This window comes from Salinigranum sp. (assembly GCF_041641895.1).
Taxonomy (GTDB): domain Archaea; phylum Halobacteriota; class Halobacteria; order Halobacteriales; family Haloferacaceae; genus Salinigranum.
Genome location: NZ_JBEPXO010000009.1, coordinates 35127 through 61318 on the forward strand (window position 1 = coordinate 35127; position 26192 = coordinate 61318).

Annotated in this window: 26 protein-coding genes; 10 read left to right on the forward strand and 16 right to left on the reverse strand. The window is 68.3% G+C overall.

All coding sequences use genetic code 11. The annotated features are described in order from the left end of the window. Position 1 precedes the first annotated feature (1 nt). Together pstC and ACESK5_RS03250 are read right to left on the reverse strand one after the other, a co-directional pair. Positions 2 to 961 carry a phosphate ABC transporter permease subunit PstC gene (gene pstC, locus ACESK5_RS03245; RefSeq protein ID WP_372910112.1) on the reverse strand — a complete coding sequence of 320 codons (960 nt, stop codon included), beginning with the start codon at positions 959 to 961 and terminating at the stop codon, positions 2 to 4. Positions 962 to 1022: 61 nt separating this feature from the next. Next, on the reverse strand, positions 1023 to 2072 hold the full coding sequence (locus ACESK5_RS03250) for a PstS family phosphate ABC transporter substrate-binding protein (RefSeq protein ID WP_372910113.1): 1050 nt from the start codon (positions 2070 to 2072) through the stop codon (positions 1023 to 1025). Between the two features lie 296 nt (positions 2073 to 2368). On the opposite strand from ACESK5_RS03250, the gene ACESK5_RS03255 reads away from it, so the two are divergent. After that, complete coding sequence (locus tag ACESK5_RS03255; protein WP_372910114.1) at positions 2369 to 3370, forward strand: PhoU domain-containing protein; 1002 nt, start codon at positions 2369 to 2371, stop codon at positions 3368 to 3370. A gap of 164 nt (positions 3371 to 3534) precedes the next feature. On the opposite strand, the gene ACESK5_RS03260 is transcribed toward ACESK5_RS03255, so the two are convergent. Next, positions 3535 to 3915, reverse strand: a complete 381-nt coding sequence (locus ACESK5_RS03260; protein WP_372910115.1) for a 30S ribosomal protein S8e — start codon at positions 3913 to 3915, stop codon at positions 3535 to 3537. Between the two features lie 174 nt (positions 3916 to 4089). Here ACESK5_RS03260 and ACESK5_RS03265 point away from each other — a divergent pair, with 174 nt between their 5' ends. After that, positions 4090 to 4539, forward strand: coding sequence for a DUF2240 family protein (locus ACESK5_RS03265; RefSeq protein WP_372910116.1), 450 nt, complete (start codon positions 4090 to 4092; stop codon positions 4537 to 4539). Next, positions 4540 to 4971: a hypothetical protein gene (locus ACESK5_RS03270; protein WP_372910117.1), complete on the forward strand. Its 432-nt coding sequence runs from the start codon at positions 4540 to 4542 to the stop codon at positions 4969 to 4971. Positions 4972 to 5008: 37 nt separating this feature from the next. On the opposite strand, the gene ACESK5_RS03275 is transcribed toward ACESK5_RS03270, so the two are convergent. Beyond that, a complete protein-coding gene (locus ACESK5_RS03275) occupies positions 5009 to 5674 on the reverse strand; it encodes an HAD family hydrolase (RefSeq protein WP_372910118.1) in 666 nt (221 codons plus the stop codon). A 167-nt stretch (positions 5675 to 5841) separates the two neighbouring features. Between ACESK5_RS03275 and ACESK5_RS03280 the strand changes: the two genes are divergently transcribed. Continuing rightward, positions 5842 to 7083: a DNA double-strand break repair nuclease NurA gene (locus tag ACESK5_RS03280; RefSeq protein WP_372910119.1), complete on the forward strand. Its 1242-nt coding sequence runs from the start codon at positions 5842 to 5844 to the stop codon at positions 7081 to 7083. A 12-nt stretch (positions 7084 to 7095) separates the two neighbouring features. On the opposite strand, the gene ACESK5_RS03285 is transcribed toward ACESK5_RS03280, so the two are convergent. Further along, positions 7096 to 7428 carry a hypothetical protein gene (locus ACESK5_RS03285; RefSeq protein ID WP_372910120.1) on the reverse strand — a complete coding sequence of 111 codons (333 nt, stop codon included), beginning with the start codon at positions 7426 to 7428 and terminating at the stop codon, positions 7096 to 7098. A 101-nt stretch (positions 7429 to 7529) separates the two neighbouring features. Here ACESK5_RS03285 and ACESK5_RS03290 point away from each other — a divergent pair, with 101 nt between their 5' ends. Both ACESK5_RS03290 and ACESK5_RS03295 read left to right on the forward strand, forming a co-directional pair. Continuing rightward, positions 7530 to 9395: an ATP-binding protein gene (locus tag ACESK5_RS03290; RefSeq protein WP_372910121.1), complete on the forward strand. Its 1866-nt coding sequence runs from the start codon at positions 7530 to 7532 to the stop codon at positions 9393 to 9395. 316 nt (positions 9396 to 9711) lie between these two features. Then, positions 9712 to 10122: a universal stress protein gene (locus tag ACESK5_RS03295; RefSeq protein ID WP_372910122.1), complete on the forward strand. Its 411-nt coding sequence runs from the start codon at positions 9712 to 9714 to the stop codon at positions 10120 to 10122. A gap of 18 nt (positions 10123 to 10140) precedes the next feature. Here the strand turns inward: ACESK5_RS03295 and ACESK5_RS03300 are convergent, their stop codons facing one another. Further along, entirely contained in the window at positions 10141 to 11217 is a 1077-nt protein-coding gene (locus ACESK5_RS03300; RefSeq protein WP_372910123.1) for a KaiC domain-containing protein, read from the reverse strand. A 153-nt stretch (positions 11218 to 11370) separates the two neighbouring features. Here ACESK5_RS03300 and ACESK5_RS03305 point away from each other — a divergent pair, with 153 nt between their 5' ends. Beyond that, positions 11371 to 12198: an NAD(+)/NADH kinase gene (locus ACESK5_RS03305; protein WP_372910124.1), complete on the forward strand. Its 828-nt coding sequence runs from the start codon at positions 11371 to 11373 to the stop codon at positions 12196 to 12198. 177 nt (positions 12199 to 12375) lie between these two features. Here ACESK5_RS03305 and ACESK5_RS03310 read toward each other — a convergent pair whose 3' ends face one another. The 6 genes from ACESK5_RS03310 to ACESK5_RS03335 all read right to left on the reverse strand — a co-directional run bounded on the left by ACESK5_RS03310 (position 12376) and on the right by ACESK5_RS03335 (position 17966). Continuing rightward, the gene (locus ACESK5_RS03310; RefSeq protein WP_372910125.1) at positions 12376 to 12882 is read right to left on the reverse strand and encodes a CHRD domain-containing protein; all 507 of its coding nucleotides are present in this window, start codon (positions 12880 to 12882) and stop codon (positions 12376 to 12378) included. Between the two features lie 69 nt (positions 12883 to 12951). Further along, positions 12952 to 16185, reverse strand: a complete 3234-nt coding sequence (carB, locus tag ACESK5_RS03315; RefSeq protein ID WP_372910126.1) for a carbamoyl-phosphate synthase large subunit — start codon at positions 16183 to 16185, stop codon at positions 12952 to 12954. 223 nt (positions 16186 to 16408) lie between these two features. Continuing rightward, the gene (locus tag ACESK5_RS03320; protein WP_372910137.1) at positions 16409 to 16651 is read right to left on the reverse strand and encodes a hypothetical protein; all 243 of its coding nucleotides are present in this window, start codon (positions 16649 to 16651) and stop codon (positions 16409 to 16411) included. 63 nt (positions 16652 to 16714) lie between these two features. Next, positions 16715 to 17248 carry a DUF5815 family protein gene (locus ACESK5_RS03325; RefSeq protein ID WP_372910127.1) on the reverse strand — a complete coding sequence of 178 codons (534 nt, stop codon included), beginning with the start codon at positions 17246 to 17248 and terminating at the stop codon, positions 16715 to 16717. A 140-nt stretch (positions 17249 to 17388) separates the two neighbouring features. Continuing rightward, positions 17389 to 17640 carry a hypothetical protein gene (locus tag ACESK5_RS03330; RefSeq protein ID WP_372910128.1) on the reverse strand — a complete coding sequence of 84 codons (252 nt, stop codon included), beginning with the start codon at positions 17638 to 17640 and terminating at the stop codon, positions 17389 to 17391. Between the two features lie 86 nt (positions 17641 to 17726). Beyond that, entirely contained in the window at positions 17727 to 17966 is a 240-nt protein-coding gene (locus ACESK5_RS03335) for a hypothetical protein (RefSeq protein ID WP_372910129.1), read from the reverse strand. An 88-nt stretch (positions 17967 to 18054) separates the two neighbouring features. Between ACESK5_RS03335 and eis the strand changes: the two genes are divergently transcribed. Beyond that, on the forward strand, positions 18055 to 19371 hold the full coding sequence (gene eis / locus ACESK5_RS03340; RefSeq protein ID WP_372910130.1) for an enhanced intracellular survival protein Eis: 1317 nt from the start codon (positions 18055 to 18057) through the stop codon (positions 19369 to 19371). Between the two features lie 63 nt (positions 19372 to 19434). Beyond that, positions 19435 to 20451: a sodium:calcium antiporter gene (locus tag ACESK5_RS03345; RefSeq protein ID WP_372910131.1), complete on the forward strand. Its 1017-nt coding sequence runs from the start codon at positions 19435 to 19437 to the stop codon at positions 20449 to 20451. Positions 20452 to 20706: 255 nt separating this feature from the next. On the opposite strand, the gene ACESK5_RS03350 is transcribed toward ACESK5_RS03345, so the two are convergent. The 4 genes from ACESK5_RS03350 to ACESK5_RS03365 form a co-directional block, all read right to left on the reverse strand. After that, positions 20707 to 22371 (reverse strand): DUF3604 domain-containing protein, encoded by a 1665-nt coding sequence (locus ACESK5_RS03350; protein WP_372910132.1) that lies wholly within the window; start codon positions 22369 to 22371, stop codon positions 20707 to 20709. A 64-nt stretch (positions 22372 to 22435) separates the two neighbouring features. Beyond that, a complete protein-coding gene (locus ACESK5_RS03355) occupies positions 22436 to 22747 on the reverse strand; it encodes a translation initiation factor (protein WP_372910133.1) in 312 nt (103 codons plus the stop codon). Positions 22748 to 23002: 255 nt separating this feature from the next. Next, positions 23003 to 23131, reverse strand: coding sequence for a hypothetical protein (locus ACESK5_RS03360; RefSeq protein WP_372910134.1), 129 nt, complete (start codon positions 23129 to 23131; stop codon positions 23003 to 23005). Between the two features lie 91 nt (positions 23132 to 23222). Beyond that, a complete protein-coding gene (locus ACESK5_RS03365; protein WP_372910135.1) occupies positions 23223 to 24794 on the reverse strand; it encodes a hypothetical protein in 1572 nt (523 codons plus the stop codon). 149 nt (positions 24795 to 24943) lie between these two features. Between ACESK5_RS03365 and ACESK5_RS03370 the strand changes: the two genes are divergently transcribed. Further along, the gene (locus ACESK5_RS03370) at positions 24944 to 26164 is read left to right on the forward strand and encodes a hypothetical protein (RefSeq protein WP_372910136.1); all 1221 of its coding nucleotides are present in this window, start codon (positions 24944 to 24946) and stop codon (positions 26162 to 26164) included. Positions 26165 to 26192: the final 28 nt, after the last annotated feature.

The following is a 26192-nucleotide window of genomic DNA, read 5'->3' on the forward strand; positions in this document are numbered from 1 at the left end:
CTCAGTACTCCTCCCGGTACCGCTGTGCGACGAAGTCGCTGATGATGTTCATGACGAGCGTGATGACGAACAGCGTCAGACCGATGGCGAACAGACTGCGGTACGCGAGGCCACCGCCGGTGATGTCGCCGAGGAGCAACTGGACCATCGCGGCGGTCATCGGGAGCGCCCCCTCTTGGTAGGCGGCGGGGTTCAGCGGGTTGAGGAACTGCGCGCGCGACCCGGCGGCGACCGTGACGGCCATCGTCTCGCCGATGGCTCGCGAGAGCGCGAGGATGAACGAGGAGAAGATGCCCGAGAGCGCGGCCGGCACGACGATGCCCGTAGAGACGTCGAACTTCGTCGCGCCCATCCCGTAGCCCGCCTGTCGGAGTTCGTCCGGGACGGCCGACATCGCGTCCTCGCTGATGGAGGCGACCATCGGGATAATCATGATGCCGACGACGAGACTGGCCGAGATGAGGTTGAACGTTCCCGTCTCGGGAAGGATCGTCTGGATAGCCGGGGTGATGTAGATGAGTGCGAAGAAGCCGTAGACGACGGTCGGGATGCCGGCCAGCACCTCGAGCGCCGGCTTCAGGAAGGCGCGGTGGCGGGGGTCGGCGTACTCGCTGAGGTAGATGGCGGTGGCGACGCCGAGCGGCAACGCGACGACGGCCGACCCGATGGTGATCATCAGCGTCGCCGAGACGAGTGCGAGGACGCCGAACTCCCGGTTGTTTATCTGCCAGGTCGTCCCGGTGAGGAAGTCGACGACCGACGCGGTCGGGCCCTCGATACCCATGAGCGGCGCAGTGATGGTGAAGAACTTCGCCGCCTCCGTCACGAGGAGCAGGATGATGCTGACCGTCGTGACGATGGACAGCGCCGCACACAGGAAGAAGAACGTGCGCGTCAGGAGCTCCTGCGGCGCGTTCTCCGTGTTTCGCGTGAGGTCGTTCGTGATGTCGTCGGTGCTCATCTATATATCTCTCTCGTGGTCACGGTGGAAGCCTCGGTTGGTGCTCGGTCTCTGTTCTCGCTCAGTTCGACTCGGCTTCCTCGATCGCCGTCTCGAGCGTGTCGAGCTGTGCCTGTTGCTGCTGGTCGTCGAGGGGGACGTAGCCGACCTCGTCGGCGACGACCTCCTGGTTGGTCGTGTTCTCCATCCAGAAGCGTGCGAACGCAGCGACCTGTGGTTCGGCGAGCGAGGACTTCGCGGGGTAAGTGAAGAGCGGGCGCGAGAGCGGCGCGTACTCGCCGGACTTCGCCGTCTCCAGCGAGGGCTCAACGGGGCCGTCGCCGTTGTCGATGGCGACGGCCGTGACGGCGTCCGAGTTCTGACTGTAGTAGGCGAACCCGAGGTAGCCCATGGCGTACTTCGACCCCTCGACGCCGCGGATGATGGTGCGGTCCTGCTCGGTCGGCGAGTAGTCCTGGCGGTGGCCCGGCCCCTCCTCGCCGATGACCGCCTCGATGAAGTAGTCGTAGGTCCCCGAGGCGTCGGTCGGTCCGAACAGCTCGAGTTCCTCGTCCGGCCAGTCGGAGTTGATGTCCGACCAGGTCGTCGGCGGGCTCTCGGCGGACCAGACCTGGCGGAGCTGGTCGACCGTGAGCGACTCCGCCCAGTCGTTCTCGTCGTTGACGACGACGGTCAGCGCGTCGGTCGCCACCTGGAGTTCGACGGGCTCGACACCGTTCTCCGAGCAGAGGTTCTCCTCCTCCGGCGAAATCGGCCGGGAGGCGTTGTTGAAGTCCGTCTCGCCCACGCAGAAGAAGTTCTGGAACCCACCGCCGGAGCCAGTCGACTGGAGGCTGAACTCGACGTCCGGGTGGTCCTCCTTGAACAGTTCGCTGAACGCCGTCGCCAGCGGGAACACGGTCGACGAGCCCGCGATGTCGACAGGGCCGGAGAGCTGGCCGTCGGACGACCCAGTGGAGCCGCCTGACTCACCCGAGCCGCCCGAAGAGTCGCCGCCACCGGAGCCGCTGTCGGTGTTCTGTCGGGTACATCCTGCGAGACCGACCGTACCAGCCGCACCGGCGCCGATTACGAACTCGCGTCGAGAGAGGAGATCACCCTTCCGTGTCATCGTCCCAGTGTCGCGGAGAGATAAGTAAATACTCTACTAATATAACTATATATCCCTACGTTTGTGAAAGACTTGGTCGGAGTTACTACCGGACAGGATAGATCGATCCCGGGCCGAAAGTGTCGACTTCGGCCGTTTGGCGCCTTCTTCACGCGAGACGGAGAGGCGTATCCCGGACGGATACCGGGGGGTCGACGACGCGACAGACCACCCACATCGACGGTGTAGTACCGACGACACGAGACGGATATATACCGATAGCCAAATTTATAGTGGAGTGCCAATCATCAGTTGACATGGTGGAAACGCGCAAGGTGCAGGTCACCGGCGGGTCGACGTACACCGTCTCGATTCCCAAAGGGTGGGCGACGGAGAACGGCGTCTCGGCGGGGAGCGAGGTCGAGTTCTACCCGGAGGGCGACTCGCTGTTCCTCACACCACGGACCGAAGAGGAGCGAACGGAGGGGACGCTCGACGTCACGGACCTGGAGGGCGACGAACTCACACGCGCGGTGATGACGATGTACGTCTCGGGGTTCGACATCATCGCGCTCGAGAGTAATCGAATCACGACCGACCAGCGCCGGACCATCCGAAAGGCCACCCAGAGCCTCGTCGGCCTCGAAGTACTAGAAGAGACCCGGGACCGGGTCGTCATCCGCGACCTGCTCGACTCCTCGGAGCTGTCGATTCACAACGCCGTCACGCGGATGCGACTCATCGCGCTGTCGATGCTCGACGACGCGCTCCTCGCGCTGGCCGAACTCGACGACGACATGGCCCGCGACGTCATCCAGCGCGACGACGACGTCGACCGCCTCTGGATGGTCGTCTCGCGCATCTTCCGTGCCACCCTCCGCACGCCGAAGGCCGCCGAGGAACTCGGTCTCCCCCGAGAGATGTGTTTCGACTACCAGTCGGCGGCACGCCAGCTCGAACGCATCGCAGACCACGCGACGAAAATCGCTCACCTCACCCTGAACCTCGAGAAACCGGTGCCGGAAGACATCGTCGAGGCGCTCGAGGAACTCCGTTCGGACGCCGCCGACGTCGTCAACGGTGGGATGGACGCCCTGTTCGAGGAGGACAGTTCGGAGGCGACGCGCCTCGCGAACCAGGCACGCGAGGCCGTCCAAGACATCGACGAGCGCGCGCGGTCCATCGACGAGTACCTCCGCGAACTCGACCCCGCCCGCGCGCAGGTGCTCGGCCTCATCGTCGACTCCGTCTCCCGCTCGGCGGACTACGGCGGCAACATCGCCGAGACGGCGCTGCAGAAGGCGGCGCCGACGCCCTGACCCGACGCCGACACGGCACCGACACGACCGCACCGTTCTCCACGTTCTGTTCTCCCGCCGCACGACACAGGCCGCTGGAGCGTCTGCTCCGGGGGTGGAGACCGACGAGCGGTGTCCGGTCGGCCGGAGACCGAAGAGAGAAGCCGACCGTCGAACCGAGCGGATTACTCGAAGACGGCGTTGACCTGACCGTCCTGTCCGGGACGCGAGGTGACGCGTGCGGTCCGCTCCTCGCCGTCGGCCTCGACGGTGATGAGCGCACCTTTCGTGACGATGTTCCGTCGCTTGTAGTTGACGTTCGCCGGGTTCTCCTCGACGCCGAGAATCGTCGCGTGGACCGTCTCGGCCCCGTCGGACACCTGCGCGACGTTCGTCGAGAGCGCTCGCGTCTTCGTCGCGTTCCCGCGCGAGTCGATGGTCTGGAACCGCGGTTCGTCGACCGTCGTCTCGCTGGGTTCGCGGCCGAGTTCGTAGCGCTTCTTGTTCCGGGCGGGCTTGATCCGACCACCCGTCCGCTTCGTCATCGAGCGTCCCTGGTGCTTCATACCCGGTAGAAGACCCAGCGACTACTTGAATCGCACGACTCGCACGCTGTGTCGGCGAGGCGTGCTCACACGGTGCAGTTCGGCGAGTCGGGTCAGCCTCGGCCGTCCACGGGGCTGTCACTCAGGGAGACGGAGAGACACAACCGTTAATCCGCTCCCACCGCGCCTGAGAGTATGAGCATGGAGGTCACCGTCGCCGTCCCGTTCCGTCAGCACGGGACGGACCGCCTCGGCGAGGGCGAGTTCGTCGTCGCGCTCTCGCTCGACCGCGAGTGGTTCTCACCCGACCAGGCGAAGCGTCTCATCGACATCGCCGCCGGCCGCGGCCTCGTCGAACGCGACGGGGGTGACCTGGTCGCACAGTTCTCGCCCGGGGGTGTCGAGGTCCCCGAGGGGTTCAAGCCCGACGAGTCCGTCCTCCAGTCGCAGTCGACGTTCGAGCGCCTCCTGAGTGAAATCGTCGCCGACGGCGTCGAGAAGCAGGAGGCCGTCGCCGGCGTCAACCGCCTCCAGCGCGACCTGGGTGTCACCATCGAGGCCGCCGCCGTCCTCTACGCCCGCCGCCGCGGGGTCGACGTCGGCGGACTCGCGGCGGAGGTACGCCGGGGACTCGTGGAGGGGTAGATGGTCGACGACCGCCTCCGGGACGGACGACGCATCGCCGAACTCCTCGCCTCGGAACTCGACGGCCTCGGCGACGCCCTGGCCCGGGTCGCCGTCACCGACGCCGACCGGACAGTCGAACCGACTCCCGACGGGGCACACGCCTACCGGGTGACGCGTCGGGGTGACGCGGGGACCGGGTCGAACGGAGAGACCGGCGACGGGGACGACCGCGACCTGGCCGTCGTCTTCGTCCAACCGGACCGCGCGCGCGTCGAGTTCACCGTCGTCCCGGACGTCGCTGCCGAACGGGGGAAAAGAGAGGGACTCCGCGTCCGACCGAAGGCGTCCCGGCCCCCGCGGACGCTGGTGTTCGTCGAGGACGGTGCCGAGGTCAAGCGGGCCGTCGCCGTCTTCGAGGCGGTGGTGGCGGCACTCGACGACGAGGGGTAGGCGGCCCGCCGAGGTGTCGAAGAGCGCGCGGACCGGGTCAGAGTCGACGCAGGACGTCGGGAAGGCCGGTCGAGAGCGCGTCGCGGTCGACCGTCGCCGCGGCGTCGGGGTGGCGGTCGGCGCTCCCGTCGAAGGTGACCTGGACGGGGGTGATGCCGACGCCGGCGGCCCCCGCGATGTCGGCGTGGACGTCGTCGCCGACGTACACCGTCTCGTCGGGTGCGGTCCCGAGTTCGGCCAGCAGTGCCTCGAACGCTCGGCGGTCGGGCTTGCCCGCCGCGAGCGACCCGGTCACGAGTTCGACGTCGAAGGCGCCGGCCCAGTCGAGGTGGCGGAGTTTGTCGTGCTGGGCGACGACGGGGCCGTTCGTGAGCAGACCGACGCGGTACGACCCGCGGAGGTCGTCGAGCAACCGTTCGACGCCCGAGACGGGCGTGAGCGCCTCCGTGATGAGTTCGCGGTACGCCTCGGCGACGGCGGCGGGTGAGGCCCTCGTCTCGTTCTCGTGGTCGGAGAGCAGTGCCGCGAAGATGGGTTCTCGCGTCTCCTCGGTGAGACACTCCGCGTGGGCCGCGAGGTACGCCTCGCGGGAGAGCGGGGGCGCACCGGCGGCCCGTGCGGCCTCGGAGAGGATGGTCTGGCGGTCCCGGGTGGGGACGGCCAGCGTGTCGTCGAGGTCGAACGCGACGGCCGTGGGTGGCATTCGAGCGACCCTTCGCCAGCGGAGGGGATGAGGGTGTCGACGTGTGGCCGCGACGGCACGAGGGGCGCGACGCCGCCGGCGTCGTGACGAGACGGCCGGGGCGACCCGCGCACGCGGCGGGGGCCCGTGAGGGCAGGGTTTTCGTAGTCGGGAGCGCGAGAGCGAGTATGACTCTCGACCGCGTCCACGTCGACGGCATCGCCCGGTTGGCGAGCGCCATCGCCAAGGCCGTCGACGACGCCGACCACGCCGACCTCGCGACCCGGGTGTGGGAAGACTTCCTCGACCCGCTCCGCGACGGGTCGCGCGTCGTCGTCGACCCCGTCGGAGAGCAGCGCCTCCGGTCGGCGGCCATCGAGGACGTCGCCCTCGCAGACCCACCGTTCGAGACGGTGCACGGCCTCGACTCGGGCACCATCAACCCCACCACGTTCAAGAACGGCCTCGTCCTCGACGTGGCGCAGGCGGCGATGGCGTCGGTCCCCTCCGACCTGGACCTCCACCGCGCCCGGACCCTCGTCGTCACGGTGCACGCGAACGACCCGACCGTCGACTGCGAGACGGACTGGATCGTCGACGACGACGGCTACTCCCGGCGGAAGGTGCTGCACGCGCCGCGAGTCGACCGCTACGCCGAGGGGGTCGTTCACGCGCTCTCGCTGTACCTCTCGGAGGGCGAACACGCGCTGTTGCAGGCCGACACCGTGGAGGACCTCCTCGTGCTCGACGGCCCGCTCTACCCGATGGAGGTGCTCACCTGGCAGGACGGCGAGCGGGAACTCCGCGACCTGGTGAGCGAGGCCGCCCCCCGGGACGTCGTCGAGAACTACGTCCGCCTCGTCGAGCGGTTCGTCGAGCGCGACGTCCCCCTCGTGGGGTTCGTCAAGAACCCCGCCTCGCGCGGTATCGTCCAGACGCTCCGGAAGAAAGGCGTCGAAGCGCCCTGGACCGACGACGCCGCGCTGTTCACCCGACTGCTCGAACGGTGGGACGACGAGCGCGGCGAGCGCCGGACGGACTGTCTCACGTTCACGAACTGGTTCGTCTCCCGGAGCGGCACCGACCGGACGATGTCGCGTGACGGCGACGCGCTCGGCGTCGACCGGGAGTTCTCGCCGGAGGACTACGAGGTGGCGTTCTTCCCGCTCTACGACCCACGGACCGACGTCTGCTACCGGGTCGAGACGCCGGCAGTCTTCGTCCGGGACGCGGAGACGAGAGAACGGCTCACCCAGCGGGTGCTACACGACGTCGCCGTCGCCCGCGGCCCGCCCCCGGCCGTGCAGAAGGCGGACGAACTCGCACGCGTGAGTCAGAGCGAGAAGGCGGCGCTCCGCCGAAAGCTGGAGGAGTATCTCGACTCCGACGCCGTCCGCCGGTACGACCAAGAGCGCTGGGGCCTCGTCTGAGTCCGAGGCGGGTCAGGGGTCGGCACGTTCGACCTCGAACGTGACCTCGTCGGAGGGGACGCCGACGCGGGCGAACTGGGTCTTCAGGTGTTCCTTCGCGGCCGCGACGGCCGTGTCCTTCGTCTCGAAGCCGCGAGGCATCGGCGACTCGAACGCGACGTGAATCTGCCGGCCGTCGATGGTCGTCACCGAGCCACCGCTCTCGACCTCGTAGAACTCGTCGCAGACCCAGACGTAGGGGGCGTGTTCGTCCGGCGCCCCCCGGAACCGCGGCGGCGTCTCGCCGCGTTCGTACAGCGTCCCCGTGAGACCGGTGCCGCCACCGAGCCCCCGAATCAGTAACATAGGTACGGTAGGGGCTCTGGAGAATAAAGGGCCACGCTCGGTGCGGAGTCGAAAGGCGAAACGGCGAAAGGGATTTATCCGCGGCTCTCCCTGCGTGAGACATGTCCGACCTCGGTGATTTCACTGACTTCGGCGGCTCTTCTGACGAATCCGAGAGCGACGCGGCGGACCCCGACACCGGGGACGACGAGACGACTGCGGCGGCATCGACACGGGTCGGCGAGGCGACGGACGGGAGCGAGAACGGAGACGACGCGGCGACGTTCGAGCCGTACGACGTGACGCCCGCCGGCGAGGACCACGGCCTCGGCGTCGTCTCCGTCTCCCGGGGGCTACGCGTGGCCGAAGACGGCGACGACACCGCGATGGAGGCGTTCGTCACCGTCGGCAACCGCGAGTCGGTGCGGCTGGGGAAGTACCTCCTCGTACCCTACCCCGACCGCGAACTGCTGTTCTGTCGCATCACCGCCCTCGAGTACGCCCAGGAGTTCCACGAGGACGACGCGACCGAAATCGCCGCCCGGCGGGCGATGCGCCGCGACGACTTCGAGGAGCGCGACTACAAGTTCGTCTCCGAACTCGACCCCGTGGCCGTCCTCTTTTACGACCACGACGACGAGGAGTGGAAGCGCCGGATGACGGACCGGGTCCCGAAACCCGGATCCGTGGTGCAGGAGGCCACCGACGCCGCCCAGATAAAGGCGGGACTGAAGATTCCCCGCGAGGGGGTCTTCCTCGGTCACCTCTCCGTCGGCGGCGAGAAGGTCCGGACGGCGGCGTCGCCACCGACCATCGACTACCGCCTGAAGGACGACTACGCCGACGGCGACCCGCTCGTGTTCAGACACGTACTGGTGGCGGGCGGGACGGGGTCGGGGAAGACCCACGCCTCGAAGAACGTCCTGCGGCAGTTCCTCGACACGACGTACCGGATGGACGACGGTCGGGAGGTCGCGCCGGCGCTCGTCCAGTTCGACCCACAGGACGAGTACGCCCAGATGCACGACGACAACCCGGCGCTCTCGGCGGACGGCGCACGCCGGTTCGAGCGCGAGGGAGTCGCCCACGGCGGTCACGACGACACCGTGGCGTTCGTCCCCGAGGTGGACGGGTCGAGCTACCCGGGCGCGGGACACCGCGCCGAACAGGCCACGTTCACCATCCCCTTCTCGATGACGCGCTCGCGCCCCTGGCTCGTCGCTGGCGCGGCCCTCAACGACAACCAGTACAACGCACTGGAGGAACTCATCTACCGGTTCTTCCAGGGGGCCGGCGACGCGGGGACGTACGACCAGTTCACGACGTTCCTCGACGACCCCGGGCTCAAGGAGGAACTCCACGAGACCGGCCGGGTCCACGAGGCGACGTTCGACGCGGTGAAGCGCCGGGTCCGCTCGGCGACGTTCAGGCGGGTGTTCGACCAGGCTGCCCGTCCCATCACCGAGCAGGTCCACGAGTTCGTCCGTCCGGGCGGCCTCACCGTCGTTCCGACGTACCACATCAACGACTCCCGGGCGGCCGTCACCGTGGTCCTCGCCGTCGCGAGTCTCCTCGTCGACGAGAAGCTCTCGAACGACCCCTCGTACGACCGGATCAAACGGACTCCGCTCGTGCTGGGGATGGACGAGGCGCACAACTTCCTCGCCGACGCCGACTCCGTGCAGGCGCGGAAAGTCGTCCACAAGTTCACCGAGGCCGCGAAGCAAGGGCGGAAGGAGCGGCTCGGTCTCTTCCTCATCACGCAGGACCCACAGGACATCGCCGACCCGGTGTTCAAGCAGGTGAACACGAAGCTCGTGCTCAACCTCGGCGACGAGGACGCCATCAAGTCGGTGAACATCCCCTCGACACTGGAGGACAAGGTGCCGTACATGGAGAAGGGACAGATGGTCGTCTACTCGCCCGACAACTCCGAGCCGGTGGAGTTGACGGGGCTGTCGACGTGCGTGACGCGTCACGGCGAGTGAGCGCGCGAGGCCACCGCTCGTTCTCGTGGGTCGCTCGCGGAGAGTCCGACGGACGGTCCTTCTACGCCGGATTCACACACACCCGACACTGATACGAGGGTCTCACACCCCCGAGTTTTTACAGGAGAACGCGGCCCACTCGCGTCGTGCGCTGAACCGGTCCCACGGGGCGTCTCGCGGAAGCGTGGTGCACCGCCTCGTGCCGTCTCGTCGGCACCACCTGTTCGCCGTTCGCCACACCACGGGGAAACGCCGGCCTCACCCGCGTGAACACTCGGCCTCGGGCTTCTTGTTCTTCGGTCCCGTACGTTTCAGTATGGTGAAGCGTATCCTCGTCCCGCTCGACGGGTCACCGAAGTCCGAGGCAGCGATACGGTTCGTCACCGAGGAGTGGCCCGACGCGGACGTCGTCCTCCTGCGCGTCATCGACCCGCTCGAGTCGGGATACAGCGGGAGCGCGTTCCCCTCGGGTGCGGAGGAGTGGTACGAGCGCAAGCGGGCCGAGGTGCGAGAACACCTCGCCGACGTCGCCGCGGAGCACGGCATCGACGCCGAGCGGGTCGTCGTCGCCGGGCGACCGGCGGCGAGTATCGTCGAGGTGGCGGAGGACGTCGACCACGTCGTCATGGGGAGTCACGGGCGGACGGGCGTCTCGCGTGTCGTCCTGGGGAGCGTCGCCGAAGCCGTCGTTCGCCGGTCGCCCGTCCCCGTCACCATCGTCCGGTGAGGCGGTCGGGACGGTGGGTCAGAACAGGTTCGCCTGCTGGTGGACGCTGATGCCGTCCCCCGTTATCTCGTAGGGTTTCGGCTGCCGCGAGTGGTTGGCGTCGCGAATCTTCTGAATCTCGATGGCCAGTCGAGTCTCCTGGAAGTTGTTCGACCGGACGTACTGGAGAATCAACACGGCGTCCGAGAGGTACTCGATGATGCCGTATCGGGAGGCGAAAGGGTCCGTGTCGCTCGCCTCGCTCGTGACGAGCGTCGTCACGCCGGCCTCCTTGAGCGCGCGGGTGAACTGGAACACCTCGCTGCGACGACGCGCTGGGTGGTCGTACATCATCTCCAGCAGCGAGACCGAGTCGAGCACGAGCCGTTCGGCGTCGAAGTCGCTGATGAGTCTCGTGAGGTCGTTGCGGATGCTCGCGAGCGAGTTCGCCATCTCGACCGGGTCGAGGTCGACGACGGCCAGCGACCCGTTCTGTTCGTACTGGCGGAAGTCCCAGCCCTTCTCCTCGGCGGTGTCGAGGACGCGCTGTCGGCTCTCCTCCAGAGAGATGTACACCGCTCGCTCGTCGTTCTCCAGCGCCGTGTTGAGGAACTGCATCCCGATGGTGGTCTTCCCCGTCCCGGCGCTCCCGATTGCGACGATGAGCGACCGTTGCGGGATTCCACCGAGGATCATCTCGTCCAGTCCCTCGATGCCGATCTCGACCCGGTCGAGCTGCGAGTCGAGTTCCACCTCGTCGAACTCGTTCGTGGAGAACCCGTCCAGGTCCGCGTCGCCGAACGGGCTCTCACCCGCACCCGATCCGTCGAAGGGCGGGGACTGCTCGTCGACGTCCATCCCCGGGTCGGGAGCGCTGTCGAACGCCTCCGAGAAGTCCTGTGAGAACGGGGAGTCGTCGGACCCGACGGCACCCGCGTCCGACTCGGACGGGCCGGTGTCGACGGGCGACGTTGCGTCGGACTCGTGGTCGGAGCTGCCCTCCTGCCCGCCAGTCTCGCCGGCCGCCTCCGCTTCGGTCTCGGGTTCGCGTTCGCTCTCGGACTCGGCATCCTCGTCCGCGAACGCCCGTTCGAACCAGTCGTCGTCACTGCTCACGGGAGGGCGCTCCCGCGGTCGAACTCGACAGAGCCGGTTCGTGCCGCCATTGGCCCCCTTTTCGGGTCGGTGGTCATATATCTTGCCGCCTCTTTCTCAGCAGCGAGTCTGGGGTGACGGTGGGCTTTTCTCACCGGGGGGGTTACGCGAGGTATGGAAGTCGGTATCGTCGCCCAGCGGGACAACGACCGTGCCGAGGCGCTGGCACGGACGTTGGGGGCGCGACTCGACGAGAGCGGAGTCCGGGTGCGCTTCGACGCGACGACGGCCGCCGCGCTGGAGCGGGCGGACGCGGGGTATCCGGTGAACAGCTTCGACGAGTGTGACCTCGTCGTCAGCATCGGCGGCGACGGGACGTTCCTCTTCGCGGCCCGCGGGGCGAACGGAACGCCGATACTCGGCGTGAACCTCGGCGAGGTTGGCTTTCTGAACGCGGTCCGGCCGACCGAGGCCGAACACGTCGTCCAGCGCGAGGTCGACGCGTTCCAGCGGGGGGAACTCGACGTGCAGGAGGTCCCGCGCGTCGCCGCGCGAACCGACGAGTGGGTCGGCGAACCGGCGATGAACGAAGTCGTCGTACAGGGGCCCCGCCGCGGACGCGGCGGCGGCGGACACGTCGAGGTCCGCGTCGACGGCGCACTGTACGACGCGGGCCCGGGCGACGGCGTCCTCGTCGCCACACCGACCGGGTCGAGCGCCTACAACCTGAGCGAACGCGGCCCGCTGGTCCACCCGGGGGTCGACGGCCTCATCGTCAACCAGATGGCAGCCAGCGGGGGGATGCCGCCGCTCGTCCTGTCGTCGGACCACGTCGTGACGGTCACCGTCACCGACGTCGACTACGCCGTCGTCGTGAGCGACGGCCGGACGAAACGGGAGGTCGAACCGGGAACCGAAGTCGACGTGGGGCTGGCCGACCAGCCCGTTCGGCTGGCCGGCCCGGCGGTGAACTTCTTCGAGGCGCTCGGTAAACTCGACTGACCACCCGACGTCGCCGACGCTCGGAGGGAAAGAACAGGCTGGACGGCCGCAGGTTCGTGTGTATGCTGGGTGAACAGGTCACCGTCCTCCCTGCAGCGTCTGTGCCTGTAGGTGACAGTACGCACAGCGAGGAAATAAGCGTACACGTTCGCACACGTTCTGGGAGCAGTCTGTGTCCTACGGTTCGCGAATCTGACCCCGGACCTCGCCACTGGGGTTCTCGACCGCGTGGACGTTGACGTAGTATCTCGTGGGGTTTGTGACGAGGTCCTCGACCGGACTGACGCTGGTTGACCCAATGTCGCCAGTCACTCGGAGCGGGTGCTGTGGAGTCCCTGATTGGGGGTCCCCGGATCCACTACCGTCGAGTTTAGTGTTGAACGCGATTAGCGGGAACACGACACCCCCCGTCTCGCCTCGTCCGCCCGCGTGGATGTGCGCCTGCGTGACGCCTTCGATGTTCTTCAGCGTCATTTCGAAGGTGAGAACACCGCCGTCGTCGGTGAAGTCCACCATCCCCGTCGCCCGCGACCGGACTTTCGGCACCGTCTGTCCGCTCGTGAGCGGGGTGAACAGGACCGCGTCCTCGTTTTCGTCCTCGTCCGCTGCCGCCATCGTGGTGAGACCAGCGGCTGCGACCGTTCCGACACCGACCGTCTTCAGGAAGCCACGGCGTGTGCCCATCAGCTAATGGTCAGATGGATGATATCACAACCCTATGTCAGCACCGGTTCCGAACCGCAGTGCGGAGCGCTACTCGCCCTGCCCGCCCCACTGCGCGACGCGCTTCGGGCGGTCGGTGACGGCGACGACGTCGATGTCGTCGTCGTGGTGGCGACGGGCCTCGAGCGCGGCCTTCGCGGAGGCGTGCGTCGAGAAGTAGGTCACCTTCTCCTCGACGGCCACCTCCAGCGCGTCGCGGTTGCGCGAGACGATGAGGTCGACCTCACCCTCACGGATGGCCTCGCGGAACGCGTCGCCCGAGTCGAAGTCGACGACGTCGAAGAATTCGGCGAAGCCCTGGGTGAGCGCCTGCCCCTCCTCGGTGTCGGGGTCGGGGAACTCCTCGGCCGAGAGGTCGACCACCGCGGTGCCTCCGGTGGGGATGGGTTTACCCGTCGCGGACTGGGCCTTCTCGTAGGCCTTGCCGAACGTCGAGGCCGTCCCCATCACCTCACCCGTCGACTTCATCTCGGGGCCGAGGCGCGGGTCGCTCCCCTCCAGACGGTCGAACGGGAGGACGACCTCTTTGACCGAGATCTGCTCGGGGATCTGTTCCTGGGCAGCGAGGTCGTCGAGCGTCTCGCCGGCCATCACCTTCGCCGCGAGCTTCGCGATGGGGACGTCTGTCGCCTTCGAGACGAACGGCACCGTCCGCGAGGAGCGCGGGTTCGCCTCCAGCACGTAGACCTCGCCGTCTTTCACGGCGAGCTGGACGTTGAGCAGGCCGACGGTTTCGAGGGCGACGGCGATGTCCTCGGTGACGGCGCGGACGCGACCCATCACGTCGTCGTCCAGCGAGCGTGGCGGGATGAGACACGCCGAGTCGCCCGAGTGGACGCCGGCGCTCTCGACGTGCTCCATCACGCCGCCGATGAGGACCCGGTCCCCGTCGGAGACGGCGTCGACGTCGAGTTCGATGGCGTCGGCGAGGAACTCGTCGACGAGGATGGGCTTGTCGGGCGAGACGCGGACGGCCTCCTCGATGTACTGCTTCAGTTCGTCGTCCGAGTGGACCACCTGCATCGCGCGGCCGCCGAGGACGTACGAGGGGCGGACGAGCACCGGGTAGCCGATGTCGCGGGCGAGGTCGAGCGCCTCCGCCTCGGAGGTGGCGGAGCCGCCCTCGGGCTGGGCGATACCGAGGGTGTCCATCAGGCGGTTGAACCGGTCGCGGTCCTCCGCGAGGTCCATCGCGTCGACGGAGGTGCCCATGACCGAACAGTCGAGGCCGCGGCGGTCGATTTCGGCCTCCACCTCGTGGCCGATGTTGACCGAGGTCTGCCCGCCGAACTGAACCATCACGCCGTCCGCGCCCGTTGCCTCGATGACGTCGGCGACTTCCTCGGCCGTGATGGGCTCGAAGAACAGGCCGTCGGAGGTGTCGTAGTCCGTCGAGACGGTCTCGGGGTTGTTGTTGACGACGTGGGCGTCGATTCCCATGTCACGGAGCGCCTGGATGGCGTGGACGGAGCAGTAGTCGAACTCGACGCCCTGCCCGATACGGATGGGGCCGCCGCCGACCACCACGACGCTCTCGACGTCACGGTCGACGCGGAGTTCGCCCGCGGCGGCGTCGCCCTCGAGCGGCCCCTGGAAGAACTCCGTCATCCGCGAGGAGTAGTAGTAGGGCGTCTGTGCGGCGAACTCGCCGGCGCAGGTGTCGACCTGTTTGTACGTCCGCCCGGGCACCTGCGTCTCGACGGTGCCCACGTCCGAGCCAGTCGCCGCGGCGATGGAGGCGTTCGTGTGGCCGGCGATGGCGGCGGCGGTGAAGTCGCCGTCCTGTGCGGCCTCTACGGAGTCGGTGACGCGCTTGTACCGCTCGACGTACCACGTCTTGATGCCCGTGAGGTCGGCGACGTCCTCGACGGAGTAGCCGCGATCGAACGCCTCGAACATGGCGTACGCGCGGTCCGGTGTCGGCTTCGTGAGGAACTCCGCTTCGAGTGCCTCGTCCGACACCTCGGCCCAGTCCGCGGCTGGTTCGTACTCCGAGGAGCGGAGCGCCTTCAGGAGCGACTCCTCGAACGTCCGACCGATAGCCATCGCCTCGCCCGTCGACTTCATCGCCGTCCCGAGGGTGAAGTCGACGTCGGCGAACTTGTCCTTGGGCCACCGCGGCACCTTGGTGACGACGTAGTCGATAGCGGGTTCGAACGCCGCCGTCGTCTCGCCGGTGATCTCGTTCTCGATTTCGTGGAGACGCTTGCCGAGGGCGACCTTCGCCGTCACGCGAGCGATGGGATATCCAGTAGCCTTCGACGCGAGCGCCGAGGAGCGGGAGACACGCGGGTTCACCTCGACGACCCGGTACTCGCCGCCGGGTGTGCCGTCGTCGTGCCAGGCGAACTGGATGTTACAGCCGCCCTGGATTCCCAGCTCCCTGATGACCTCGAGCGCGGCGTCGCGCATCTCTTGATGGCCCTCGTCGGGAATCACCTGCGAGGGCGTGACGACGATGGACTCACCGGTGTGGATGCCCATCGGGTCGATGTTCTCCATGTTGCAGATGATGATACAGGAGTCGTCGGCGTCGCGCATCACCTCGTACTCGAGTTCGACCCAGCCCGAGATGGACTCGGTGATGAGCACCTCGGAGTTCCGCGAGAGGCGCAGACCCTTGCGGACGCGTTCGACGAGTTCGTCCATCTCGTCGACGACGCCCGACCCCGACCCGCCGAGGGTGTAGGTGGTGCGGGCGATGACGGGGAGGCCACCGACCTCCTCGACGGCGGCTTCGACTTTCGCCGCCATCGCCTCCTTGTCGAAGTCCGTCACCGACTCGCCCTCGTCGAGCGAGATGGTCGTCGACTGGGGGACCGGCTGGCCGATCTTCTCCATCCGCTTCCGGAAGAGGTCGCGGTCCTCCGTCGCGTAGATGGTGTCGAGCGGCGTCCCCATGATGTCGACGTCGTACTCGTCGAGGATGCCCTCTTCGGCGAGCTCGGCGGTGACGTTCAGCCCCGTCTGGCCGCCGAGGCCGGCGATGACGCCGTCGGGCCGCTCCTTCCGGATGACCTCCGCGATGGCGTCCGTCGTGATGGGTTCGATGTAGACACGGTCGGCCATCTCGGGGTCGGTCATGATGGTCGCAGGGTTGGAGTTGACGAGGACGACTCGGGCACCTTCCTCCTGGAGGGCGCGGCAGGCCTGCGCGCCCGAGTAGTCGAACTCCGCTGCCTGTCCAATCTGGATGGGACCGCTCCCGATGAGGAGGATGGTTCTGTTCTCCGAGGCCGCCTCTGTCCCTGGCTCGTCGCTCATTACGTGGTCGAAGCCGGTTCATCGTAATAAGCGCGACGAATTTCTACGAGAAGCGCAAGGTAGTTTCGAAATTCGTAAACCCGACGCGGACGGGGCGAACGGTCCGCTGTCGGGCAGAACGGAACAGAACGGGACGGAACGGAGCGGCGAGTCGGCGAGCGGTCTCTGCGTCCGACGCGCGTGGGTCGGGAGTGGCGGCTGACCGCGCGGTGTGCTCGCCGTCTCAGGAGTACGAGGACGAGGACGACGTCGAAGCGGAGTGAGAGAGGCGGTACCGGTAGGGGCTCTCGCGGAGCACCTCGACCTCGCCCCGCTGTGCCCACCGACCGAGGACGGTCGCCACTCGGTGGGCGCTGTCGAACTGGTCGTGCTCGTCGAGGAGCGACAGGATCTCCCGCGCCGTCAACGGCTCGTCGGCCTCGGAGAGCACACCCCGAAGCGGTTCGAAGTCCGTCTGGGGGTGCATCGTCACGTCATACGTACACACGGGGACGACTTAGCGTTCAGTGAGACGGGAGTCAGACAACCGTCAGACGTAGACGTCTTCCTCGGAGAGGTCCCGCTGGGCGCGGTACTGGTCTACGAACTCGCTAACGTCGAAATCCAGCATCTGCGACTCGAACTCGGTCAGCAGGGAGTCGTCTTCCGCGTGACTGACGGCGTGTTCCATCAGTTCGACGACGAGTTCGACGATTATCTCGTGGAGTCGACGGGCGCGGAAGTCGGTCACCCAGACGATGCCCGCCCCCACCTCGCCGTCGTCGCTGACGTCGGCGGAGACGACCGCCTCGGGGAACTCCTCTGTGACGAGCGCCATCAGGTGCGGCGTCCCGAACTCGGGCATCTCGTCGCTCGTCGTCTCGATGGCTTCCCTGAGTACCTCGACGAGGAACTCCGGGAGGAAACGCTCGGGCGGATGGACGTCCATCACCGTCGCGTGCGACTCGCCACACGGACACTCGAACTCCCGCATGCCCAGGTCGATGCTCCGGGCGCGGCGGGTCCGTCCGCAGGGGAGGTCGAGTTCCGCCCCCCGACCGCCGGGGACGCGCGGTTCGCTCATACCACAGGTTGGGAGCGTCGTCGTTTAAACGTCGCGTTCCGGGATAGAGAGGAGAAGTGAACCGAGACGAACTGCACCGAGAGCGGCGGGGGTTCCGTCGTGACGTGTAGCGAGGGCGGCGTCGGTCCGTCGGGACGAACTCAGGCCTGTGCAGTGACGTACAGCAGCGGTCCGACGACCACGAGGACGATGCCGAGGAACAGGTAGTGCGTCGGGACCAGCGCCTGCGGCGTCAGGAGGAAGATGACGCCGAACCCGATGACGTGCAGCGAGAGGAGTTTCTGTGACTTCAGCGGGAGGAGCCCGACACCCCCGAGGACGAAGACGAGCAACAGCGCCTGCCCGACGTTGTAGTTGAGCAGGAAGCTGTCGATGAGCTGGAGCGGAACCATGTTCGAGATTCCGAACGAATCGGCAATTAAAGTTCCGTTCTTCGGTGCTCGCGGGGCGGACGCGACGAGGGGAGGCCCCACACGGGTCAGCGGTCGACCGGACCGGTGAGTTCCAGCGGTCGAATCCAGCCGTACCAGACGAGAAAGACCATCCCGGCGTAGCCGAGGACGAACACGATAGTGCCGACACCAGGGTAGCCGGCCTCACCGAGGAACCGCCGGGCGATTCCCGGGAGGACGATGCCGCTCACCACGACTGCGAGCAGGAGGAGCTTGTCGCGGGTGAAGAAGCCCGCGTCGTCCGCGCCGTCGGCGCTGTCGGCCATACCGAGCGGTCGGGCCGGACGAACCTCAACCTCTCGGTTCGGACCGGTCGGCACGACGGTTTTTGCCGTCCGACCGCCTCTCGGGGGTATGCGCCTGGCGTATCGCGCGGTCCCCGACGACGACGAGTATCACCCCGTCTACCGCCGCCTCCTCCGGTACGCGTTCGCTCCCGAGCGCGGGCCCGACCCCGACGACGAGCCGTTCGAACAGCCCGCCGAGTTCGAGCCGAGGGGGCTGTACGAGGGCGGGGACGGGGACGACCTGCGGACGGGTGACGAGACGGCGTGGACCGAAGCCGGCCGCCCGCCCGACGCGACGGACGTCCCGCCTGACGCCCTCGCCGTCGCCGGCGCGCTCGTCGGCTTCCGGATGCGGGTCCGCGGTGCGTTCCGTCCCGTCGGCGGCGTCACCGCGATTGCCTCCCCGCCCGAGCTTCGCCGCCGCGGCCTCGTGGGGACGCTCCTCGACCGGATGCACGCGGAACTCCGCGAGCGCGACGTGGCGATGGCCGCCCTCTGGCCCTTCTCGCACGCCTTCTACCGCCGGTTCGGCTACGGCCTGACGAACGACTACTTCGTCTTCGAGTTCCCCCCGGACGCGCTCGACTCGCCCGCGGCGACCCCCGATACGGAGGGTCGGTTCCGCCGTCTCGCCGACGACGACCCGGCGGACGTCGACGGACTCGGAGCCGTCCACGAGCGGGCCGCGACCGAACCGCTCGCGGTGGCGCGCTCCACGGACTGGTGGCGGCGTCGCGTCTTCCGCACCTGGACCGGCGAGCGGTTCGTCTACGGACTGGGCGACGGGAGCGACCTCCGGGCGTATCTCGCGTACCGGGTCGAAGAGGACGACGGGCGGACCCTCGCAGTCGACTACTGGGGGGCGACCGACGAGGAGGCGTACCGACACCTGCTCGCGTTCCTGCGCAACCACGACTCGCAGGTCACGACGGTTCGGTTCGTCGCGCGCGACGCGAGCCTCCTCGACCGACTCGCGGACCCGGGGGACGAGGTGACGACGACGGTGAAGCCGGGGCCGATGCTCCACGTCGTCGACGTCGCGTCGGCGCTGTCGGGGCTGCCGACCCCCGCAGGAGACGAGCGTCTCGTCCTCTCGGTCCGCGACGCGCGGTACGACTGGAACGACGGCCGGTTCGCGGTGGGCGTCGAGGACGGACTGACGACGTGCCGAGCGGTCGACGCCGACGGGCGCGGGCGATCGGCGGTCGGCGACGTCGACGTCGCTGTCGACGTCGCTGCCCTCTCTCGTATCGTCGTGGGAGCGCGGTCGGGGGCTGACCTCGCAGCCCTGGGCGAGGTAGCGGGCGACGACGAGTCGGTCGCACGGCTCGACGCCGTGTTACCGGTCGAGCGCCCGGAGCCGTACCTCCGGGAGTGGTTCTGAAGCGCCGGTCCCGCGCCGCGGGAGACAGGCGGGTTTTTGAAACCACCGTCCCTCAGACGAACCGTGTCGAGCCTGCCACTCCTGCTCGCGTTCACCGCCGCCGGGACGGTCCTCGCGTGGAAGGGCGGCGACTACCTCGTCAACGCCTCCGAGCGACTGGGTGGTCACTACGGCCTCCCGCCGGTCGTCCAGGGTGCAGTCATCGCCGCCGTCGGTTCCTCGTTCCCCGAACTGTCCAGTACGGTCATCGCGACCGTCCGGTACGGGGCGTTCGAGATCGGCGTCGGCGCCGTCATCGGCTCGGCGGTGTACAACATCCTCGTCATCCCCGCGGTGTCGGCGCTGGCCGGCGAGGGCCAACTCGCCTCGAACCGTGACCTCGTCTACAAGGAGGCGCAGTTCTACCTCCTCTCGCTGGCGGTGTTGCTCCTCGCGTTCACGCTCGCGGTGCTGTACTACCCCGTCGACGCGACGACCGAGAGCCTGGACGGACAGTTGACGTGGGTCCTCGCCCTCCTCCCCCTGGCGCTGTACGGCCTGTACGTGTTCATCCAGTACCACGACAGCATCGACTACCGCCGGACGGCCGTGCGGAAACAGGTCGACGTCCGGCGACAGTGGGCGATTCTCGCGGGTGCGCTCGTCGCGATTCTGGTCGGCGCGGAGTTCCTCGTCCGCGCGGCGGTCGGCTTCGGCGAACTGTTCGGCACCTCCGACTTCCTCTGGGGGCTGACCGTCGTCGCGGCCGGAACGTCGATTCCGGACACGTTCGTCTCGGTGGCGGCCGCGCGCGTCGGCAACGCCTCGGTGAGCCTCGCGAACGTCTTCGGCTCGAACGTCTTCGCGCTCCTCGTCGCGCTCCCGGCGGGGGTGCTCGCCGCGGGTACAGTCACCATCGACCTCGCCACTGTCGTCCCGATGATGACGTTCCTCGTCTTCGCCTCCGTGGCGTTCTTCGCCGTCCTCCGGACCGACATGCTGTTGACGACCCGCGAGTCGTACGTCCTGCTCGGGTTCTACGGCGTGTTCATCTGCTGGCTCGTCGCCGAGAGCACCGGCGTCGTCGGGTTCCTCCCCTGAGAGTCCCCGCGTCACCAGCTACATAGAGGATGGTTGGAGTGTCTCGCCGGGCGATGGCTTACTTGTCGACTCGCCGTGGGCCGGAGGTGTGAACGTCCTCGAGATACTCGTAGAGGCGGTGCAGGGTACCGGTCCGGTGGTGTCGACGAAGCCGTCTCGGAAGGCCTCGAAGAGACTGCCGAGGAAGCGACCGGCAGGGAGTTCTAGACCGCACCTCACACCGAGTCGTCTCGCGTCGACGCCCGGCGAGTCACCTCACTCGACCTCGACCCAGATGGGGCCCGCCCAGGCCATCCCCGCGTACTCGTCCGGCCGGGAGGCCTGCGTCACGCGGACGTAGTAGACGTCGGCGTCGGTCCCACGTTCCGTGTCCCACTGCACCCCCCGGACGGGGTCGGTGTCGGTCCACGCCCCCTCGGCGGTGAACGTTTCGAGCGGCGCGCCGGGGTCGGCCGTCCCGTCGACGACCCGCCAGGACTGGTTGTTCTTGACGACGCGGACGCGAAACAGCGGTGCCGTGCCGGCCACGGAGACGCGGACGTCGCGGGGTGCCGACCGCGACCCGACGGTGACGGTACTGTCGTTCTCACCGACGGCGACATCCTCGACGGAGAAGTCGACGAGGATGCGGTGGGGCTGGGTCGTCCCGTACGTTCGCCGCGAGCGCAGCGCGTCGAAGATGGCCTCGCGGGTGAGTTCCGGGGCGGAGAACGCCTGCAGGCCACCGGGGTACGACGGCTCGTTCCAGACCCGCCAGACGTTCGACCAGCCGACGCCGTCGTCCAGCCACTCGCGGAGCGAGGGGAGGTGTGGGTCGGCGTGGATGAGCGAGTGGCCCGGGTGCGGGCCGTGGTAGTCCGCCGAGGCGACGAGGCCGACGCGGTAGCCCAGTCGGAGGGCGTCCTGGACGTAGTGGCCCTTCGTCTCGACTTCGCCCTGTCCCATGGCCAGTGGGAACCGGTTGCCCTCGACGCCTGGCTGTTCGCTGGAGCCCCACTGTGAGTACACCTCGACGAGGGGCGCCAGGTCGTCGTCGTAGTCGACGGCGGAGAAGTCGAACGGGTACATCGCTTCTGCAGGGTGGTGCGGGACAGTGACGACGTCGCCCGCGTGTTCGTCCCGCCACCGCCGGAGCCGCGACCACAGCGCCTCGTACGTGTTCGTCTCGCGAGCGAGCGAGTCGAACAGTTCCGCCTCGTCGACGCCGTCGAAGTAGACGTTGACGTGGCCGCCGACGTTCGGCTGTTTCGTCCACTCGTAGCCGAGGAGGGTGACGAACTCGCCGGGGTCGTGGAACCGCTCGGCAGTCGTCTTCATCCGGTCGAAGTACCGGCGGTGCATCCGGCGTCGCTGCAGTTGCGGTGGGATGAAAAAGCCCATGGTGTCGTGGTCGGTGTAGGCGACGACATCGAGCGCCATGACGTCGCGGCCGAAGCGCATCCCCTTCTCGATGGTCCCCGTACCATCCGAGAGCCGCGAGTGCAGGTGCAGGTCGCCCCAGTAGACCCGCCGCGAGGGGGGCTCGGCGGTGACCCGGACCGGGTTGGAGACGAACCGCTCCCCGTCGTAGTGGAACAGGAGGTACTGCACGCCGGGCGTCCCGAACGAGACCGACGTCCGGGCGACGCCGTCGTGGTCGTCGGGGAACCGAACCACCTCGGGGGTCGCGGCCGCGTCGTCCGTCACGTCGAGACGGATGGGGCCGTCGACGTCGGTGAAGAGCCGCTCGTACTCGTCCCACGCCTGGAGGGTGAGCGTCACGCGCTCGTCGACGGCCACCGTCGACGGGAGGACGGCGTGGAGGCGGTCGAACCGCCCGGTCCGACTCTCCCAGAGTTCGTGGAGCGTCGGGCGACGCTGGCTGAACACGGCGACCGTCTCGAGTGCTTTCCGGAGCGGCCCCGTCTCGACGCGGCTCATGTCGAATGGTAGCACACCGGGCGGGATGAACGTCTCGGCCGACGTCTCTCAGGAGGAGGTCGACTCAGGGGTCGACGGTGAATCCGAGGTCGGACAGCGCCGCCCGGAGACGCTCGTCGTGTCGACCCTGCAGTTCGATCCGTCTCTCGACGACGCTCCCACCGACGGCGAGTCGACGCTTCAGCGCGGACGCCGTGGACTTGAGCGCGGCGGCGTCGAGGTCGAACCCGTCGACGACGGTGACGGGCTTCCCGTACCGTCGGGTGTCGTGCGTGACGACGAGGCGTTGCTGGGCGCGGCCGAGGTCGGCGTCGATGCCGAGTTCCTCGGGGAGTCCCGAGACGGACCCGAGGTTCGTGGTGTCCTTCTTTGCCACAGTGAGGTGACGGCGGCGGACGCTAAATAGACAGTCGGTCGGGTAAGAGACAGTCGGTCGGGTAAGAGACAGTCGGTCGGGTAAGAGACAGTCGGTCGGGTAAGAGACAGTCGGTCGGGTAAGAGACAGTCGGTCGGGTAAGAGACAGTCAGTCGCGTCGGTCGTCGGTCGTGTACTACTCCCATTCCGGGGGCGACGGACGGCGTCGTCACTCGACGGTGACGTCCGAAGCACGGGGACCACGGAACGGACAGCCTACTCGCCCGGACTGTTGCCGCGCTGGTACTTGTGTACCATCCGCCACATCGTCTGGTCGAGTTCTTCGCCTGCAGCCGCGTCGACGAGCTGTCTGTAGAGGCTGTCTGAGACGGTGATTTCGGGCATCACCAGTCCGTATGTCTGCGTCCCATATAATACTACTGTTATACGGAATTGAGTTAATTGCGGGCCGGAGAGACAGTCGCGTGGCCGTGAGTTACGCGGGTCGGCCGACGTGCGGCCCGGCGACGGGGCTGCCGTCGTCCCGGACGACGAACCGGACCTCCTCGTCGACGAGTCGCTCGCTCAGCGTGACGTCGACGGCCGCGGTGCGGTCGGCGCCGACCGTCAGTACGTACACCTGCAGCACGTTCGGGGTCGACGTCGAGGAGACGTGCAGGGTGAGTTCGGTGCCGGGTGCGAGCGTCGTGGCCACCTCGACAGGGACCGTCGACGCGTCGACGGCGAACGACGACGGCGGACTGACGAGCGTGGTCCGTCGCTCGACCACGGTGAACGTGGTGGTGAGCGTCCGTGCCGTGCTCACACGGGGGTTCGCGGGCGTCAGCGACAGCGTCGCGGCGTACGTCCCTCGGTCGAGCAGCGCGGTGTCGAACACGACCGAGACCGTGTCCCGCGTGTCGTCGACGAACACTTCGTGGGCCCTCGGCGACACTGGCCGCGCGTCGCCGACGCCGGCCGCCCCGCTGTCGGACGCCAGGCGGAGGTCGAGGCCGTTCCCCAGCGCGCCGCTCCCGGCGAGTCCGTACTCGACCTCCCCGACGGCCCGTCGGCCGTCGACGATGACCGCGACGGTGTCCGCGCCGCTGTGGTCGGGGTTGGTCACCGGGAGCTGGACGACGAGCGTGTCGCCAGCCGCCGCGGGCGGCGCATCGGCGAACGAGACGGCGACGTGGCCCGCACGGGGGAGAGTCACATGCGAGACGGCTGGTGCGAGGTCGACGTCGACGACGCCGTCGCCGTCGCGGTCGTAGCCCACCGTGAGCGTCTCCCGCGTCGCACCCACGAGGCCGCTCGGCACCCCGCCGTCGCCGGCGTCGTAGTCGAGGGTCACGGTCGTCGGGGTGCCGTTCGACGCGAGCGGGTGACGGACGACGTGCGTCGACTGCGTGCCCGGCGCGCTCTCCGTCGCGTAGACGAGGTTGCTCGCGGGCGCGTCGTCGACACGGGCGACCCCACCCAGACCGCTCGCGTGGAACGTCACGACCGCCCAGTCACCGTCGGCGACTGTCCCGTTCGGCGTGAGGGCCGCGACGTCCGCCGGTCCCCCGGGGTGTGCGTCGCGCGGGGCCACGGCGGGGACCGCCGTGTCGAACGTCGCCGCCGTGAGGTCGAGTCGAGCGCGGTCCTCGACGGGGCCACGCAGTTCGAGCGCGTAGGGCCCCGTCGCCAGCGGGGCGGACCGCCGGGGGGACTCGCGGACGACGTGGGCGACCCGGTCGGCACCGACGGCGTCGTACGCGGTACGCTCCGTCGACTGCCACCCGGCGGTGAACGTGTTCAGGCGCGCGACGACGAGGCCGTCGTCGTCGACGTCGACGACTGTCGCCTCGGCCCGGTACGCGGGGCCGGAGACGGAGAGCGTCGACGTCGACCCGACCGGTACGGAGAGGTCGACGGCAACGACGTCACCCGCCTGCTGGTCGTACGTCTCGGCGCCGAAGCCGCTGCCGGGGGCCGCCGTGGCCGGCGGGACCGTCGCGAGGGACCACACACTCACGAGAAGCGCGACACAGACGGCGAACACGGCGTTTCGTGAGGGGTACATGTGACGTCCAGTCGACGGGTCGATAAGGCCTTTGTGGACGGGTTGTCGCGCCTGATTCTCGGAGGGAGACAGGCCGAGACCGGAGGGTGCGACGCTCGAGACGCGTCGTAACCACTAGATTTACGCCGGGACGGCGTCGTAAGGTGTGTATGCGACGGTCCCTCAGCATCCTCTGTGCCCTCCTCGTCGTCGCCGCCGCCCTCCCGGTGTCGACACCTCTCGTCGGCGCCGCGGACGCCGACGACCCGGACACGCGCCCGACGGCACAGGTCCAGCCCATCCCCGGACAGAACACCACGAGCGTCCTCCTGCTCACCGGAGAGACCACGTCGGGATACGCCCAGTCGACGATGGACCTCGCGCCGGCGGTGACGGCGACGCACGGTGCCGTGGGCATCCAGATTCGCGAGCGCATCGTCCGCGAACGGCTCCGCGACACCTCGACGGTCGACCGTCGGCGACAGGTGCTCAGACAGGAGACCGAGCGCCTCGCCCGAGAGGTCGAGTCGCTGGAGCAGGTCGAACGGCGGGCACTGGCCCGGTACGAACGCGGCGAGATTTCGGTCGAAGAGCTCCTCCGGACGCTCGCGGCCGTCGACGCAGAGGCTCGGCAGGCCGAGCAACTCGTCGCGCTCCTCCAGGACGAGGTCTCACAGGTGCAGTTCCTCTCGTCGACGGAGGACCGCCTCCAGTCGCTCCAGGTCAAGCTAGCGATGCTCCGCGGCCCCGTCCGGGAGCACGCGCGGGCGGTCTTCCGCGGTGAGGCCGACTCGACCCGCATCCACGTCTCGGTCTCCGGCGAGGCAGTCGCGCTGGCGGCCATCCGCGGGAACACCTACGTCAGAGAGGTGAACGTCCCCGCGAACATCGACACGGCCGCGACCGACCGGTTCAGTTCCGAGAGCGAGGTCATCGCCCGCATCGGGACGCTGTACCCGTGGGCGTGGACGAGCGACACCTCCTCGGTCCGGACCTACACCAACTTCGAGAACGGCTTCTACCGGATCAACGTCGACCACACCCACGGCCGACTGACGAGCTACCTCGACGGGAGCACACAGGACGTCTTCAGCGAGGTCCAGTACAAGTCGCTGAGCCGGACGCCCGCCGGTCAGCCAACCACGGCGGAGGCGAACGGGACGACTCTGCGCGTGAACCAGAGCTTCGCCGGGGGTCCGGTGCAGGTCACCGCACGGGAGACGGAGAGCGAACGACCCGTCACTGGGACGGTCTACCTCGACGGAGAACGCGTCGGCCGGACGGGCGGCGGACAGCTCTGGCTGGTCGGTCCGGCCGCTCAGTACGAGGTGACGCTCGAGACGGACGCGGGCAACGTCACCGTGACGGGACAGCCCGTCTCGCAGTCGTAAGCCACGCCCTCGTCGCGCTCACTCGCCG

Coding starts and splice junctions, on each gene's coding strand:
- ACESK5_RS03280 (WP_372910119.1), top strand. CDS start 5,842: ATGACTCTCGACCGCGTCCACGTCGACGGCATCGCCCGGTTGGCGAGC.
- ACESK5_RS03350 (WP_372910132.1), bottom strand. CDS start 22,371: ATGAGCCGCGTCGAGACGGGGCCGCTCCGGAAAGCACTCGAGACGGTC.
- ACESK5_RS03260 (WP_372910115.1), bottom strand. CDS start 3,915: ATGAAGCACCAGGGACGCTCGATGACGAAGCGGACGGGTGGTCGGATC.
- ACESK5_RS03325 (WP_372910127.1), bottom strand. CDS start 17,248: ATGAGCGAACCGCGCGTCCCCGGCGGTCGGGGGGCGGAACTCGACCTC.
- ACESK5_RS03310 (WP_372910125.1), bottom strand. CDS start 12,882: ATGGGCACACGCCGTGGCTTCCTGAAGACGGTCGGTGTCGGAACGGTC.
- ACESK5_RS03275 (WP_372910118.1), bottom strand. CDS start 5,674: ATGCCACCCACGGCCGTCGCGTTCGACCTCGACGACACGCTGGCCGTC.
- pstC (WP_372910112.1), bottom strand. CDS start 961: ATGAGCACCGACGACATCACGAACGACCTCACGCGAAACACGGAGAAC.
- carB (WP_372910126.1), bottom strand. CDS start 16,185: ATGAGCGACGAGCCAGGGACAGAGGCGGCCTCGGAGAACAGAACCATC.
- ACESK5_RS03295 (WP_372910122.1), top strand. CDS start 9,712: ATGGTGAAGCGTATCCTCGTCCCGCTCGACGGGTCACCGAAGTCCGAG.
- ACESK5_RS03290 (WP_372910121.1), top strand. CDS start 7,530: ATGTCCGACCTCGGTGATTTCACTGACTTCGGCGGCTCTTCTGACGAA.
- ACESK5_RS03370 (WP_372910136.1), top strand. CDS start 24,944: ATGCGACGGTCCCTCAGCATCCTCTGTGCCCTCCTCGTCGTCGCCGCC.
- ACESK5_RS03255 (WP_372910114.1), top strand. CDS start 2,369: ATGGTGGAAACGCGCAAGGTGCAGGTCACCGGCGGGTCGACGTACACC.
- eis (WP_372910130.1), top strand. CDS start 18,055: ATGCGCCTGGCGTATCGCGCGGTCCCCGACGACGACGAGTATCACCCC.
- ACESK5_RS03365 (WP_372910135.1), bottom strand. CDS start 24,794: ATGTACCCCTCACGAAACGCCGTGTTCGCCGTCTGTGTCGCGCTTCTC.
- ACESK5_RS03270 (WP_372910117.1), top strand. CDS start 4,540: ATGGTCGACGACCGCCTCCGGGACGGACGACGCATCGCCGAACTCCTC.
- ACESK5_RS03265 (WP_372910116.1), top strand. CDS start 4,090: ATGAGCATGGAGGTCACCGTCGCCGTCCCGTTCCGTCAGCACGGGACG.
- ACESK5_RS03330 (WP_372910128.1), bottom strand. CDS start 17,640: ATGGTTCCGCTCCAGCTCATCGACAGCTTCCTGCTCAACTACAACGTC.
- ACESK5_RS03305 (WP_372910124.1), top strand. CDS start 11,371: ATGGAAGTCGGTATCGTCGCCCAGCGGGACAACGACCGTGCCGAGGCG.
- ACESK5_RS03335 (WP_372910129.1), bottom strand. CDS start 17,966: ATGGCCGACAGCGCCGACGGCGCGGACGACGCGGGCTTCTTCACCCGC.
- ACESK5_RS03285 (WP_372910120.1), bottom strand. CDS start 7,428: ATGTTACTGATTCGGGGGCTCGGTGGCGGCACCGGTCTCACGGGGACG.
- ACESK5_RS03360 (WP_372910134.1), bottom strand. CDS start 23,131: ATGCCCGAAATCACCGTCTCAGACAGCCTCTACAGACAGCTCGTCGAC.
- ACESK5_RS03320 (WP_372910137.1), bottom strand. CDS start 16,651: ATGCACCCCCAGACGGACTTCGAACCGCTTCGGGGTGTGCTCTCCGAG.
- ACESK5_RS03250 (WP_372910113.1), bottom strand. CDS start 2,072: ATGACACGGAAGGGTGATCTCCTCTCTCGACGCGAGTTCGTAATCGGC.